The following is a 14083-nucleotide window of genomic DNA, read 5'->3' as shown; positions in this document are numbered from 1 at the left end:
GGACGCCGGCTACGACGTCCTGGTGGAAATGGACGCCGACGGCTCACACCAGCCCGAACAGCTGCCCCAACTGCTCGAGGCCGTCGAGCAGGGCGCCGACCTGGCCATGGGATCGCGCTGGGTCCCCGGCGGCAGCGTGGTCAACTGGCCCCTCTACCGCCAGGCCATCTCACGCGTCGGCAGCACCTACGCCCGGCTGATGCTTGGCCTGCCCATCAAGGACGTCACCGGCGGCTACCGCGCGTTCCGCAGGACCACGCTCGAAAAACTCAACCTGGACCAGGTCGACTCCGTCGGCTACGGCTTCCAGGTGGACCTGGCCTGGCGCGTGGCCAAACTGGGCCTGCGCATCGAAGAACGCCCCATCACCTTCGTCGAACGCGAACTCGGCGCCTCGAAAATGAGCGGCAACATCGTCATCGAAGCCATGGTCAACGTCACCAAATGGGGACTCACCGCCCGCTGGAACACGCTTCGGCACCGCGGATCCGCTGGGAGGAAGTAGGGCCTGGAGTCCGCCTTCCTCATGCCTTCGAAAAGGAACTGCCCCGGCATCCAATTGCCGGGGCAGTTCCATTTGTTGCGAGCGCGGCCGCTATCAGTTGTTGCCGGCGTTGCGGTTGTCAGTGCGCCAGCGGATGCCGGCGTCGATAAAATCGTCAATCTCGCCGTCAAACACTGCTGACGTGTTGCCCACTTCGTGTTCGGTGCGCAGATCCTTGACCATCTGGTAGGGGTTCAGGACATAGGAACGCATCTGGTCGCCCCAGGACGCCTTGACGTCGCCTGCCAGCGCCTTCTTCTCTGCGTCCTCCTGCTCCTTCTTCAGCAGCAGGAGCCGCGACTGCAGCACGCGCATGGCAGCGGCACGGTTTTGCAGCTGGGACTTCTCGTTCTGCATGGAGACGACGGTGCCGGTAGGGATGTGGGTCAGCCGGACTGCGGAGTCGGTGGTGTTGACCGACTGGCCTCCCGGGCCGGACGAACGGAACACGTCCACCCGGATCTCGTTGTCCGGGATCTCGATGGAATCCGTCTGTTCGATCAGCGGGATGACTTCCACTGCGGCGAACGACGTCTGGCGGCGGCCCTGGTTGTCGAACGGGCTGATCCTGACGAGGCGGTGGGTGCCCGCTTCCACGCTCAAGGTGCCGTAGGCGTATGGCGCTTTGACCTCGAACGTGGCGGATTTCAGGCCGGCCTCCTCCGCGTACGAGGTATCCATGACGGTCGTGGGGTAGCCATGCCGTTCAGCCCAGCGAAGGTACATGCGGAGCAGCATCTCTGCAAAGTCCGCCGCGTCCACGCCGCCTGCGCCCGCGCGGATCGACACCACGGCTTCGCGCTCGTCGTACTCGCCGGACAGCAGCGTAACGACTTCCAGCTCCTTGAGGGCCTTCTTGATGGACTCGAGTTCAGTGGCGGCTTCCCCCATCGAGTCGGCATCGTCCTCGTCCTGTCCCAGCTCCACCAGGACTTCGAGGTCATCAATTCGGGCGGCAAGGTTGGTGAGCCGCTCCAGTTCCGACTGGCGGTGGGAAAGCCTTGACGTGATCTTTTGCGCGGCCGCTGGATCATCCCACAGGTCCGGTTCCCCTGCCCGCTCGCTGAGTTCGGCGATGTCTTCCTTGAGTGTCTCAACGTCGCTGACGCGTTCGATGGACTCGTAGGTGGCGCGGAGCGCGCGGATTTCAGCGGAAAAATCAATATTGGCCATGGTGGTTTAAGCCTACGCTATCGATGGATGCCGCCCGGCGCGCAGGTACACGGGCGGTGGCCCCATACCGCACGGTTCCGCCGGGCCGTCTGATACCAAGGTCAGCCCTTCCTGAAGGGTGATCCATCCAGCAGGTCACCGATTCACCGGGTCAACCGCGAGCGTGCCGTCGATGTTGCTTCAATGCGGATGCCGTCGGGAATAAGGAAATTAACCACGGGCGGGTGCACGGCGGCGGACAGGACCACTACGGCGGTGGAACCGTCCGGTGTTCCCGTCTCCCCTGTCACGGCAAGTTCGGAAAAGCGCTGGGCCGCGGGACTTCTAGCCACGAAGTCGGCAGCGACGTTACGGACCCGGGCAGGATTGAGCACAGCCGACGGACTTCCACCTTGGGTGGCGACTTCGCCCAGTGTGTAGCTGTCAGCAGCGGCAAGCGAGGCCCCATCCGCAAGTGAGAGCAGTCGTTTGTGCTCCAGGTAGACGGCGGTGATGCCGATGACCACTGTCGCGACCAAGAGTGCAAGGACGACGTAGCCAAGAATCATCACCAGAACCTGGCCGTGTTCATCCGGTTCCCTGCGCCTCACCTGTACCTGCCCACGATCTGGGTGGAGGAGGCCTCCACCTGGGTGGCTGTCAGCCCGTCAGCGAAGGGTACGAACGGCAGGGGGATGGTGAGACTGACGGTGACCGTCACGGTCGTCCCGGCAGCCTGGCAGTCGGAGGGATTGCAGGTGGTGACCAGGCTGGCCCGTTCTGCCTCAAGGCCGAAGTCGGAAAGCGCCAGGGCCACGGCCTGTTCGGCGGCCGACTGGGCCCTGGAAGCATCCGGCTGGGCAACATACACTTTGGCGGCTTGGTCTGCAGCGCCCACCACGGCGAAGGAACCGCCCTGGATCTGGCCGACGGTGATGACGAAATAGACCAATGGAACCAGCAGCAGGAGAGCAAGGAATACGAACTCGACCACCGCGCTGCCTTGCTCGTTCATGGGAGGCTGCCTGGAGCCTGGTTCCTCCCCTCTTGCCCGCCACCGCGACAGCTCTTCCCTTCCAAAGCCCCCAGCGGTCGTGCGGCAAATCACCTGCCCAACCCGGCCGTCAAGCCGTGCCAGTTTTGGGCGATGTTTGGTGGAAGCAGGAGTTGGATTCATGCTGCAGGGGTCAGGGCTGGACAGCGGCATGGCCCGTCACCTCCAGCATGTCCCTCGGGCCGATCAACCCGATGACCGGCATGGTAGACCTGACTGTGACCTCAAGCGTCCGCATCCCCTGCACCGTTACTTCCCGGGTGCTTACCTGTTCAGCAAAGCTCTGGTTCAGCGCCGTACCGATGAGGCTCCGGGTCCGTTCCTCGGCATCGGAGGCGCTGCGGTCAGCGAGTGTGCCATACCGGGCACCCGACGCAGCAGCATCGATGAGGGTGTTCCGTACGTGCAACACCAGCGTCAGCTGGATGATCGCGAGGAAAAACATCGTCAGCAGCCCACCGACCAGGACGAAATCCACTACCGCTGAACCCCGCTCGCTGGGCCGGGCCGGCTCCGGCGGCGGCCCGGGCCTGGAGAGGACCCTCCCCTGGATCAGTTCCCCACCTTGTCCATTGCCTGGTTGAACATCGCTTCAAGGGCTGGTCCGGCGAGCGCAAGCAGGGCCGCAACCAGGACCGCGGACATCAGGGTGATCATCACCCAACCCGGGACGTCACCGCGCTCAGGGTTGTCACCGGCGCGGCTTAGTGACAGCCGACCCCTTACGGGCACATCGAACTGGCCGCGCCGAAGGTGGCGCCACCTTGCGGTGCTGGTCCAATTGAGCTGCATTAGGGCCGCGAGGCCAAGCAGCAGCGTCAGGCAGAGGGTTCCCATGGAATTCATCTTGCGTCCTGTCTGGTTGCTGAATGGGAGTTTGGATAGTTAGTCAAAGCTGCGGTTTCCAATCGCCGTTGCCGTTCAGAAGCCCAGGTTGATTGCGGCGATGCCGGGGAAGACAGCAAATACGACGGTCAGGGGAAGGACTCCGAAGACCAGGGGCACCATCACGGCGATCTCTTTCTTGCCTGCAGCCTCCATTAGGTCCCGTTTGGCTGAATCACGTACGTCCTGTGCCTGCGCACGAAGCACGTCCGCGAGGGGTGTTCCCCTTTCAACCGCCACGATGATGCCGTCAACGAACCTGACCAGAGGCGCGAGGTCGGTGCGGGCTGAGAATTCCTGGAGGGCGAGGATCAAAGGCTTCCCCGCCCTTGTCTCAGCGAGAATTCTCGAAAACTCCTTTGAAAGCTCACCAGTGGCGCTCCGACAAACGCGGTCCAATGCTCCCGTTGCGCTCTCCCCCGCACCCACGGCGAGCGCCATGAGCTCTGCAAGGCTGGGAAATTCCGCCATCATCCGCCCTTCCCGCCGGCGAACCTGGACACCGAGCCAATAGTCCCGAAGTGCAAAGCCCCCTGCAGAACTGCCAATAATCACCGCAGCCGCAAGGACAGGGCTGAACCTGCCTGCTGCTGCTCCCAAAAGGACGACGATCAGTGCGGCGACAAAACCGGCCGCAGCCCACAACAATTGCTCTGCCCGGAAATCGAGGGGCGATTTATTGATTCCTGCCTGCGTGAGTCGCCGCCCGGTAGCCCCCGGCGAGGGATTGAGCTTCCCCAAAGAGGAGAGCAAGTCCTTCACGACAGGACGAAGAATCCGTCCAAGCGGACCGAAAGGAGTCAAATTCTGCTCACCAGCGGCCAGAAGCCTCGATTCCAGGTTGTGAGACTTCAATTGGGGCTCTATGCGCTCAGAGAGCGTTGTGGCGCGCATCGGAGGCGCGCGGAAGATTACGAGCCATAACCCGAGACCAAGGCCGATTCCGCAGAGCACTGCGCCAGGGGACAGCACTATCATCGGAGCACTCTTTCATCCTGCGGCAAGGCACCGATCTTGAGCATTGCGGTGTAGCAGATAAGTGACACTACGAGGCCGCCAAGCAGAACCCCGGCGCCCATGGGAGTGTTGTAGGCCCTGATGGCTTCGGGCCTGGTGGAGAGCAGGATCATCACGATCCATGGCGCCGCAACGGCCAGTCGGGCCGCATTGATCGTCCAGGACTGCCGCGCCTCAAGTTCGCTTCGTGTTCGGGAATTCTCCCGGAGGAATTCGGCAAGCGTTCCCAGGAGCTTCCCCAGGTCGGAGCCGCCCACTTCGCGTGTCAGCCTTAGCGCTTCGATGATGCAGTCAGCCACGGGGTCCGCCAACCGTTGTTTAAGTCTATTCAGGGACCCGTCAAATTGGCCTCCGGCCCGGTAATCGGCACCGAACTCACGAAAGATGGGGCGCAATTCCTCAGGCCCCTTATCTCCAAGCTGAATAAGGGCTTCAGGCAGGGGTAGGCCCGCCCGGATGGCGGATCGGAGGTGGTCGACGACGTCGGGCCAAAGTTGGCGCAGCATTGCCCTTCTCTTCTTCGCGCGCCATCGGAGGACAGTGACGGGTAACCACGTACCGAAAAGCCCGAAACAGACGGCAAGGGGCCACGAGCGGCTAACCCCGAAGAACACCAGCGCAACGAAGGCCCCGAGCCCCAGGCAGGTGCCAACCAGGCCACGGACTGACACCTTATCTACACCCGCTCCGGCAAGCAGCTCAGAGAGGCGGCCAGGCTTGCGGTCCTGGTTCCCGCGGCCGGGTATTTCCCAGCAGGCCCACCAAATAAGGAAAAGACCCATACCCGCGGTGGTTCCCATCAGTGCGGACATCATCGCGGATCCAGCAGTGCAGCCACGTCATAGCCCGCCCGTGAGAACTTCTCTGCTGCCGGCATGGCGTTTGCCCGGGCCTGCAGGACGCCGTTGTCCAGGGCGAAGACCAGTGAAGACTCGATGATGCCATTTTCCACGCGCCGGCCCAGCGAAAGGATCTGGGTGACCTGCCGCCTTCCATCGGGGTGTCTGCTGCAGTGCACCACGAGGTCTATACAAGAGGCCACCGTGGGCACCACGAAAGCACTTGAGATGTTGTCCCCTGCGAGTAACGGAAGGGTGCAGATCTTGGTGACGGCGTCATGGGCCGAGTTGGCGTGGACGGTACACATGCCCGGAAGACCGCTGTTAAGTGCGATCAGCATATCCAGGCTCTCGGCTTCCCGTACCTCTCCAACTACCAGGCGGTCCGGACGCATCCGCAACGCTTCCTTCACCAAGCGGCGGAGCGGAATTTCACCCTCACCTTCCAGGTTGGCTTGGCGGCATTGAAGACCCACCACGTCCCTGAGAGGAAACTGCAGTTCAAAGATCTCCTCCACTGTAATGACGCGTTCCCGGCTTCCAATGCTGGCAGCCAGGCAGTTCAGCATGGTGGTTTTGCCTGCCTGGGTCGCGCCTGATACCAGGATGTTGAGTCCGCTTGCTACTGCCGCACCAAGAAAGCGCGCGGACTGCGGCGTCAGTGTTCCCAAATCAACAAGATGTTCGAGACGGCTGGCCTTAACAACAAACTTGCGGATGTTCACGGCCCAATGACGGCGGGTGACATCCGGAATCACAACATGCAGCCTTGAACCGTCCGGCAATGCGGCGTCGACAAACGGGGACGACACGTCCAGTCGCCTCCCGGAGCTCTTAAGCATCCGCTCCACGAGGTCCCGCACTTGCTGTTCTGAGAGGCTCAAAGAAGTGAGCTCGGACTCGCCGTTGCGCGCCACATAGATTTCGTTGGGTGCGTTAAGCCAGATTTCCTCCACCGTGGGGTCGTCCAGGAGTGGCTGAAGTACTCCAAACCCTGCCACCGCATCGAAGAGGAAGCGACGGGCTGCATCAAGCGGACCCAACGGCGGAAGGGGTCCCAGCAATGCGCGCTCGTCATAGTCCGTGACCGCGGCTTCAACCAGCCGGCGGACCTCGCCTGCCTGCCTCAAGGGATCCAGTCCGCGGCGGCGGATCAGCTCACGGACTTCGTCCTCGACTATTCCCAGCGCGTCCATTTGTTCCCCCAAACGACTGCCGCCCCCGGCGGAGGCAGTGCGACTGGGTCCAAGCCTAAATAGAGGTGCCCCCCGCAACAAGTCATCCCATCGCCAATGTGGATAAACATGAACACGCAGGATCCGGTCAGCACCTCAAGATTTTGCTTGGACCTGCGCAAGATTCACATCAGTAACAGGAGAATCACTAGTTACCCCAGTAACACTGGTGCTATGGTGAGCGCGTTATTTATCGAAATAGCACTATCAGGTGCCTTCCTGGGGGAAAGCACCTGAGCAGTATCCATAGAGGCGCTTGGGGGAGCGCCGCATTGTCTCCGGAGCACATATGAAACGGAACCTGTCTCAGTCCCGTCGCCCGATCATGACGTCCTTCGGGGCTGGCCTGCTGGCCGTCTCGTTGTTGACTGGCCCTGGCCTAACCGGAGCCGCTTTCGCCGTCGAGCCCAGTCCGGCTCCCTCGCAGACTGCCACCTCTTCGCCGGTGACACCAACGGCCTCCCCCACGCCTACGCTTCCCGGGCCGGCACCAACAACCACATCCTCGCCGCAGCCTTCCCCTGTCGCCTCTTCATCGACAACTGCAGCCTCTTCGCCGACACCTGCAGCTGCGGAATCGATGGCCCAGGCGATCGGCCCCGGTGGAGCGGAGATGGGGCAGCGCTCCAAGCGGGTGACCTCTTCGTCCCCCTCGGGGACTCTTCAGAAGCTGAATGCGGAATCCCTTACAACAGAGGGCACATGGATGCCTTCCTTCGGTGTACAGGGATTGGACGTCAGCGGACACCAGACCAGCGTCGACTGGCAGCAGCAGTGGAACATGGGTGCAAGGTTTGCCTACGTAAAGGCTTCGGAGGGAAACTACTTCACCAATGACCTGTTCGGCTCTCAATACCAGGGCGCACGAAACGTTGGCATGATCCGGGGTGCCTACCACTTCGCAATTCCCAACTGGTCCTCCGGCGCCGACCAGGCACGCTATTTTGTCCAGAATGGAGGCGGCTGGTCAGCCGACGGCTACACGATGCCGCCTGTTCTGGATTTTGAATTCAACCCCTATGAGGGCCGGACAATCAATGGCTTCTACTTCGGCAACACCTGCTACAACATGTCCCCAGCCCAGCTGGCATCCTGGGTCCAGGACTTTGGCAATACCATGAGGTCGCTGACCGGCCGGCTGCCGATGATTTACACAAACACAAGTTGGTGGAACCAGTGCCTGGGCAATCCTGGAGGATTCGGCGACTACCCGTTGTGGATCGCTGCATACCCCAGCGCACCAACAGACAATGCTGGAGCCGTCCCCACCGCCAGTTGGGGCACGTACAGCGTCTGGCAGTACAGCAGCACCGGACCTTTTTCCGGAGACTCAAATGTTTGGAACGGGGACTACACGTCCCTCAAGCGTTTTGCCGGTGCCGCATACCCAACCGGAAGCTTCGATGATCTGTCCGTCGGTGGGAGTGGCACACAGTTCTTCCTCCGCGCACGGGGATGGTCTGTCGACCTTGCCAATACTGACTCTTCCAACCAGACGCACGTCTATGTCACGGCGCCAGACGGTACGGTCACCGGCTACCCTTGGATCGCCAATACTTCGCGGCCTGACGTGGACCAGGCGCTCGGTTATGGCCCGTCCCACGGCTTTGACGGCACTATTCCAATTTCCCGCTCGGGAACGTACTCGGCCTGCGCCTACTCCATTGGAACCTTCGGCAACACACCTCTCGGATGCAAGAGTGTGACCGCCACAGGAATCGGAGTGCCAATGGGTAATTTCGACAGCATTGGACAAGTCCGGAGTACGGACAGCGTCAACCTGCAGCTACGGGGGTGGGCCGTGGATCAGGCAAACCCTGGAGCTTCATCCTTTGCCGATACCTATGTAACCGCACCAAATGGAACGACCACCGGCTATCGCATGACCGCGAATACCTCACGACCGGACGTTCAGGCAGCCACCGGGTTGGGCGCGAACCATGGCTTTGACTACCAGATTCCTGTTACGGCACCGGGAACCTACAAGGCTTGCACCTATGCGATTGGCCAGAATTCAAATGTCCCGCTCGGCTGCCAGGCAGTAAACGTTGGGTCGAACCCTTCCCCCATTGGCAGCTATGATTCGCTGGCCCTCAATCTGGCGGCGAATACGGCAAGTCTGCAAGTAAGTGGCTGGACCCTGGACCCCACCGTCCCGGCTACCAGCATTAATGCGGGTGTCTATATTTCCGCCAAGGACGGAATACCGGTGACAAACCCCAGTCCGGTGAACGTCGCAGCCAACCAAAAGCGGCCTGACGTCAATGCGGCACTAGGCACAGTCGGCGACCATGGTTTCCAAGCCGCGCTTGCCATCACTTCCACCGGCACCTATTCCGTCTGCGTACGAGCCACCGGTGCGGCCCCGGTCTCCGCCGGACCTGCACTCCTCGGCTGCAAGAACATATCGGTTGCAGCCACTCCCCCTACAGCAGGCTTTCTGGACAGCGCAGGTATCCAGGTAACTAATGGGCAAGCAGCCGTGGTTACCCAAGGGTGGACTTTGGACCCGGCGTTGCCCGCTCTCTCGAATCCTGTCCACGTCTACATCACATACCCCGATGGCAGCACTAAGGGTTACCCGTTCACGGCCAACCTCAAGCGGCCCGACGTCAACAGTGCCCTGCAAACTGTGGGAGACCATGGCTATTCGACATCCGTCCCGGTTACGGCCCGCGGACAGTACCGCGTCTGCACCTATGGAGTCGCAGTGTCAGTCTTCGCCTCGTACAACGCCCAGTTGGGATGCCGTACTTTGACTTACTAGGCAAACGAATAGGGGGTGAAGCCAAGGCTTCACCCCCTATTTGTGTCAGCTGCCAGGATTACTTCTCGGCCAGGAGTTCCAGTAGGTACGCTCCGTAGCCGCTCTTGACCAGTGGTTCTGCTCTCTCACGAAGCTCATCATCGGTCAGGAATCCGAGCCGCCAGGAAATCTCTTCAGGGGCACCGATCTTCAGGCCCTGCCGGTTCTCGACCGTCCGTATGAAGTTCGAAGCATCGTTGAGGTCATTGAAGGTCCCGGTATCGAGCCACGCCGTTCCGCGCGGCAGAATCTCAACCTGCAGCTTTCCAGCCTCGAGGTAGACCCGGTTAACGTCCGTAATTTCCAGTTCGCCGCGGGCAGATGGCTTCAAATTCTTGGCGATATCCACCACATCATTGTCGTAGAAATAAAGCCCGGGAACGGCGTAATGGCTCTTGGGCGCCGCCGGCTTCTCTTCCAAGGACAGCGCCTTGCCGTTACCGTCAAACTCCACAACCCCGTAGGCGGAAGGATCTTTGACCCAGTAGCCAAAGACTGCTCCCCCGTCGATGGTCTTGAACCGGCGCAACTGGGTGCCCATCCCTTGGCCGTAAAAGATGTTGTCACCCAGGACCAGCGCGACAGTGTCATCACCGATGTGGTCGGCTCCGAGCACAAATGCCTGGGCCAGGCCATCAGGGGAAGGCTGCTGCTTGTAGGTTATGGAGACCCCGAAGCGGGAGCCATCCCCGAGAAGCCGTTCAAACTGGTCCGCGTCGTGCGGGGTGGTGATGATAAGGATGTCCCGGATCCCTGCCAGGATCAGAGTGGACAGCGGGTAGTAGATCATCGGCTTGTCGTAAACCGGTACCAATTGCTTGCTGACACCCAGGGTGATGGGATGAAGCCTGGAGCCGGTTCCGCCGGCAAGTATTATTCCGCGCATGCCCCCATCTTTCCCTTCGCTAAGGGCAGCAGCAAATCCGGTAGTCTAGGGAATTATGCAGCGACTTCTCGTGACCGGCGGAGCCGGCTTTATCGGCTCGAACTTTGTCCACTACGTTTTGGAAAACACCGAAGACCACGTCACGGTTTTGGACAAGCTGACCTACGCAGGCAACCTTGAGTCGCTGCAGGGCCTCCCGCAGGAACGGTTCACCTTCGTACAGGGCGATATCGCTGACGCCTCCGTAGTCGACGGTCTGGTGGCCGATTCCGACGTTGTGGTCCACTACGCAGCCGAGTCGCACAACGACAACTCCCTGCACGATCCGCGTCCGTTCCTGGACACCAATATCATCGGCACCTACACCCTTATCGAAGCAGCACGCAAGCACAACAAACGCTTCCACCACATCTCAACTGATGAGGTCTATGGCGACCTGGAATTGGATGACCCTGAGCGTTTCACTGAGCAGACGCCGTACAACCCGTCAAGCCCGTACTCATCCACCAAGGCGGGTTCCGATCTCCTGGTACGGGCATGGGTACGCTCGTTCGGCCTTCAGGCCACGATCAGCAACTGCTCCAACAACTATGGTCCTTACCAGCACGTGGAGAAGTTCATTCCCCGGCAGATCACCAACGTTATTGATGGGATCCGCCCCAAGCTCTACGGCAAAGGTGAGAACGTCAGGGACTGGATCCACGCCAACGACCATTCCTCGGCCGTGCTGGCGATCATCGCCAAGGGAAAGATCGGCGAGACCTATCTGATCGGGGCCGACGGCGAGAAGAACAACAAAGAGGTCGTTGAACTTATCCTCAAGCACATGGGCCAGGCCCCGGATGCTTACGACCACGTTGTCGACCGGCCCGGGCACGACCTGCGCTATGCCATTGACTCCACCAAATTGCGCGACGAGCTTGGATGGGAACCCCAGTTCTCCAACTTCGACGAAGGCATCGAAGCCACCATTGAGTGGTACCGGGATAACGAGGACTGGTGGCGCCCGCAGAAGGCCGTTACTGAAGCGAAGTACAAGGAACAGGGACAGTAATCCATGTCTTTGGAGTTTTCGAAAAAACTTGCTGCGCACGAAACACCCATTCCCGGCGTCGTACTCTACGACCTTCCGGTCCACGGAGACAACCGGGGATGGTTCAAGGAGAACTGGCAGCGGGCGAAGATGGTGGCGCTCGGGCTGCCTGACTTCCGGCCCGTCCAGAACAACATCTCCTATAACGAAAAGGCCGGCACCACCCGCGGAATCCACGCCGAGCCGTGGGACAAGTTCATCTCGGTTGCCACGGGCCGCATTTTTGGAGCCTGGGTCGATCTTCGTGAAGGGCCCTCGTTTGGCACGGTCTTCACGGCCGAACTTGACGCCAGCCAAGCAATATTCATTCCCCGGGGCGTGGGCAACGCGTTCCAGACGCTCGAGGACAATACTGCCTACACGTACCTGGTGAACGACCACTGGTCCGCGGATGCGCAGGGTCAATACACCTTCCTCAACCTCGCCGATGAGACCGCTGCGATCGACTGGCCGATCCCGCTTGACCGGGCTGAACTCTCGGACAAGGACAAAGCGCACCCGCGCATGGCGGACGTCACCCCGATGCCGGCCAAAAAAGTCCTTGTGCTGGGTGCCGACGGGCAATTGGGCAAGGCACTTCGCGCCCAGTACGACGGCGACACATCCGTTGAGTTTGCAGGCCGCACTGAGTTCGACCTCACCAGGGCGGACAGCTTTACTGGCCGGAACTGGAAGAACTACTCCGCGATCATCAATGCTGCCGCTTACACCGCCGTCGACACCGCAGAGACGGCGGAAGGACGGGCGGCCTCCTGGTCCCTCAACGTTGCAGCCGTGGCTCACTTGGCGCGTACCGCCGTCGAGCATAACCTCACCCTCGTCCACGTGTCCTCGGACTATGTCTTTGATGGCAGCCGTGAAAGCCACAGCGAGGAGGAGCCGTTCACTCCCCTGGGCGTCTACGGCCAGACCAAAGCCGCCGGCGACGCCGTGGCAAGCGTTGTTCCCCGCCATTACATCGTCAGGACCAGCTGGGTCATTGGCGAGGGCAATAATTTCGTAAGAACGATGGCCAACCTGGCGCGCAGAGGCGTCAAGCCCTCGGTCGTAAACGATCAGACCGGCAGGCTGAGTTTCACTGAAGACATCGCAGCGTTCATCCGGCACCTGCTGGCGACGGAAGCCCCTTACGGCACCTACAACTTCACCAACGACGGACAAGTGAAAAGCTGGGCGGAGATAGCCGCGGATGTATTCGAGCAGTCAGGCGCTTCCAGGAGTGACGTCACGGGCGTAACGACCGCAGACTATTTCCGGGACAAGAAGGCTGCCCCGCGGCCGCTGTCCAGCGCCCTGGACCTGTCGAAGGCACGGGCGACCGGATTTGATCCTGCAGATGCCGACGAACGGCTGGCAGCGTATCTGAAGTCAGGCGTCGAAACCGCATGATCCCGGCACACCAGCCGCAGCGCACTCTGGTAATCATGCCAGCGTGGAATGAATCGGAAGCCATCGGGAATACTATCCGTGAAGTTTTCGAGTTCGGGCCTGAGTGCGATGTCCTCGTCGTGGACGATGGGTCGCGTGACAGCACTGCACGGGTGGCCCGGGAGGCGGGAGCCTTAGTAGTCCAGCTCCCGTTCAACATGGGCGTGGGCGGAGCTATGCGGACCGGTTTCAAATACGCGAAGATGCATGGATACACCCAGGTCATCCAGGTGGATTCGGACGGCCAGCACGATCCCCGGGACATTAAGGCTGTTCTCGACGGGCTTCGGGAAGCCGACATCGTCATCGGCGCCCGCTTCGCGGACAAAGGTAACTACACGGTACGCGGACCACGTAAGTGGGCCATGAATGTCCTGGCCTGGGCCATATCAAACATTGCAGGAACCCGCTTGACCGACGTAACCTCGGGGTTCCGCGCCGCCAATGCAAAGGCTATCCGGCAATATGTCGACCACTACCCGGCCGAGTACCTCGGCGACACCATCGACTCCCTGGTTGTGGCCATCCGGTCCGGTTGCACCGTACGCCAGGTTGGGGTAGCAATGCGGGAGCGCCAGGGCGGAACGCCGAGCCACGACCCGGTGAAGGCCGCTATCTACCTTGGCCGGTCCGCCTTTGCCCTTCTCTTCGCTTTAACGCGCAAGAAGAACGACCCGTCATCCAACTAGGAGTTCACATGGCCACCCTCGTTGGCTTTATCTTTGTGCTGGTCATTCTGCTCATCATCTTTGAGATGCTCCGCCGGCGTCACCTGCGGGAGAAGTACGCGGTTCTCTGGATCATCATCGGTATCGGAATGCTGGTCCTGGTTGCCTTCCCGCAGCTACTCTTCTGGGCCAGCGGCGCTCTCGGCGTGCAGGTACCCTCAAATCTCCTATTTGCGATGGCACTGCTGTTGCTCGTTTTGGTCTGCCTTCATTTGTCTTTCGAGCAGTCACAGGCCGAAGATGAGATCAGGGTTCTGGCTGAGGAAGTCGGAATACTTCGGCTCAAGGTCGAAGAACTGGAAACGGGCCGGAAACTTGATCAGCCAGCGCCGCCCAGTGAAGCGCGGAGCGATGCAAGGCCGCCCGAAACCACTCTTTAACCTATTCAGGTGGCTGCCGGTCAAAACCGATAGCCA

General features: G+C 60.8%; 16 protein-coding genes. 6 read left to right on the top strand and 10 right to left on the bottom strand.

Translation table 11 applies throughout. The annotated features are described in order from the left end of the window. The coding region (locus RM50_RS05515) for a glycosyltransferase (RefSeq protein WP_043450733.1) at window positions 1-505 on the top strand (505 nt) is incomplete at its 5' end. 93 nt (window positions 506-598) lie between these two features. Here RM50_RS05515 and prfB read toward each other — a convergent pair. From prfB to RM50_RS20620, 9 genes are all read right to left on the bottom strand, one after another. Continuing rightward, window positions 599-1717, bottom strand: coding sequence for a peptide chain release factor 2 (prfB, locus tag RM50_RS05510; RefSeq protein ID WP_043450732.1), 1119 nt, complete (start codon window positions 1715-1717; stop codon window positions 599-601). Between the two features lie 143 nt (window positions 1718-1860). Continuing rightward, window positions 1861-2307, bottom strand: coding sequence for a pilus assembly protein TadG-related protein (locus tag RM50_RS05505; protein ID WP_043450731.1), 447 nt, complete (start codon window positions 2305-2307; stop codon window positions 1861-1863). After that, window positions 2304-2711 (bottom strand): hypothetical protein, encoded by a 408-nt coding sequence (locus tag RM50_RS05500; protein WP_346421903.1) that lies wholly within the window; start codon window positions 2709-2711, stop codon window positions 2304-2306. Before RM50_RS05500 ends, RM50_RS05505 begins: the two co-directional genes overlap by 4 nt. A 172-nt stretch (window positions 2712-2883) precedes the next feature. After that, on the bottom strand, window positions 2884-3228 hold the full coding sequence (locus RM50_RS05495; RefSeq protein ID WP_043450730.1) for a TadE family protein: 345 nt from the start codon (window positions 3226-3228) through the stop codon (window positions 2884-2886). Between the two features lie 74 nt (window positions 3229-3302). Further along, window positions 3303-3596 (bottom strand): hypothetical protein, encoded by a 294-nt coding sequence (locus tag RM50_RS20625; protein ID WP_043450728.1) that lies wholly within the window; start codon window positions 3594-3596, stop codon window positions 3303-3305. A gap of 75 nt (window positions 3597-3671) precedes the next feature. Then, on the bottom strand, window positions 3672-4613 hold the full coding sequence (locus RM50_RS05485; protein ID WP_043450727.1) for a type II secretion system F family protein: 942 nt from the start codon (window positions 4611-4613) through the stop codon (window positions 3672-3674). Next, window positions 4610-5467, bottom strand: coding sequence for a type II secretion system F family protein (locus RM50_RS05480; protein WP_205622228.1), 858 nt, complete (start codon window positions 5465-5467; stop codon window positions 4610-4612). The genes RM50_RS05485 and RM50_RS05480 overlap by 4 nt, the downstream gene beginning before the upstream one ends. Continuing rightward, on the bottom strand, window positions 5464-6687 hold the full coding sequence (locus tag RM50_RS05475; protein ID WP_043450726.1) for a CpaF family protein: 1224 nt from the start codon (window positions 6685-6687) through the stop codon (window positions 5464-5466). The genes RM50_RS05480 and RM50_RS05475 overlap by 4 nt, the downstream gene beginning before the upstream one ends. Before the next feature lie 345 nt (window positions 6688-7032). Next, window positions 7033-7356, bottom strand: a complete 324-nt coding sequence (locus RM50_RS20620; protein ID WP_156133840.1) for a hypothetical protein — start codon at window positions 7354-7356, stop codon at window positions 7033-7035. A 76-nt stretch (window positions 7357-7432) separates the two neighbouring features. Between RM50_RS20620 and RM50_RS05470 the strand changes: the two genes are divergently transcribed. Further along, the gene (locus tag RM50_RS05470) at window positions 7433-9493 is read left to right on the top strand and encodes a lysozyme (RefSeq protein ID WP_082006987.1); all 2061 of its coding nucleotides are present in this window, start codon (window positions 7433-7435) and stop codon (window positions 9491-9493) included. Between the two features lie 58 nt (window positions 9494-9551). Here RM50_RS05470 and rfbA read toward each other — a convergent pair whose 3' ends face one another. Continuing rightward, on the bottom strand, window positions 9552-10418 hold the full coding sequence (rfbA, locus tag RM50_RS05465; RefSeq protein WP_043450723.1) for a glucose-1-phosphate thymidylyltransferase RfbA: 867 nt from the start codon (window positions 10416-10418) through the stop codon (window positions 9552-9554). A 55-nt stretch (window positions 10419-10473) separates the two neighbouring features. Here rfbA and rfbB point away from each other — a divergent pair, with 55 nt between their 5' ends. From rfbB to RM50_RS05445, 4 genes are read left to right on the top strand one after another with little or no spacing between them, the layout of a single operon-like run. Continuing rightward, window positions 10474-11472: a dTDP-glucose 4,6-dehydratase gene (rfbB, locus tag RM50_RS05460; RefSeq protein WP_043450722.1), complete on the top strand. Its 999-nt coding sequence runs from the start codon at window positions 10474-10476 to the stop codon at window positions 11470-11472. A 3-nt stretch (window positions 11473-11475) separates the two neighbouring features. After that, window positions 11476-12900, top strand: coding sequence for a sugar nucleotide-binding protein (locus RM50_RS05455; protein WP_043450721.1), 1425 nt, complete (start codon window positions 11476-11478; stop codon window positions 12898-12900). Continuing rightward, window positions 12897-13628: a glycosyltransferase family 2 protein gene (locus RM50_RS05450; protein WP_043450720.1), complete on the top strand. Its 732-nt coding sequence runs from the start codon at window positions 12897-12899 to the stop codon at window positions 13626-13628. The genes RM50_RS05455 and RM50_RS05450 overlap by 4 nt, the downstream gene beginning before the upstream one ends. A gap of 8 nt (window positions 13629-13636) precedes the next feature. Then, on the top strand, window positions 13637-14047 hold the full coding sequence (locus RM50_RS05445; RefSeq protein WP_043450719.1) for a DUF2304 domain-containing protein: 411 nt from the start codon (window positions 13637-13639) through the stop codon (window positions 14045-14047). The last annotated feature ends 36 nt before the right edge of the window (window positions 14048-14083 follow it).

It is taken from the genome of Pseudarthrobacter phenanthrenivorans (assembly GCF_000813845.1).
Lineage (GTDB): Bacteria > Actinomycetota > Actinomycetes > Actinomycetales > Micrococcaceae > Arthrobacter > Arthrobacter phenanthrenivorans_B.
The sequence above is the reverse complement of the archived record's forward strand: the minus strand, read 5'-3'. Positions and strand labels throughout refer to the sequence as shown.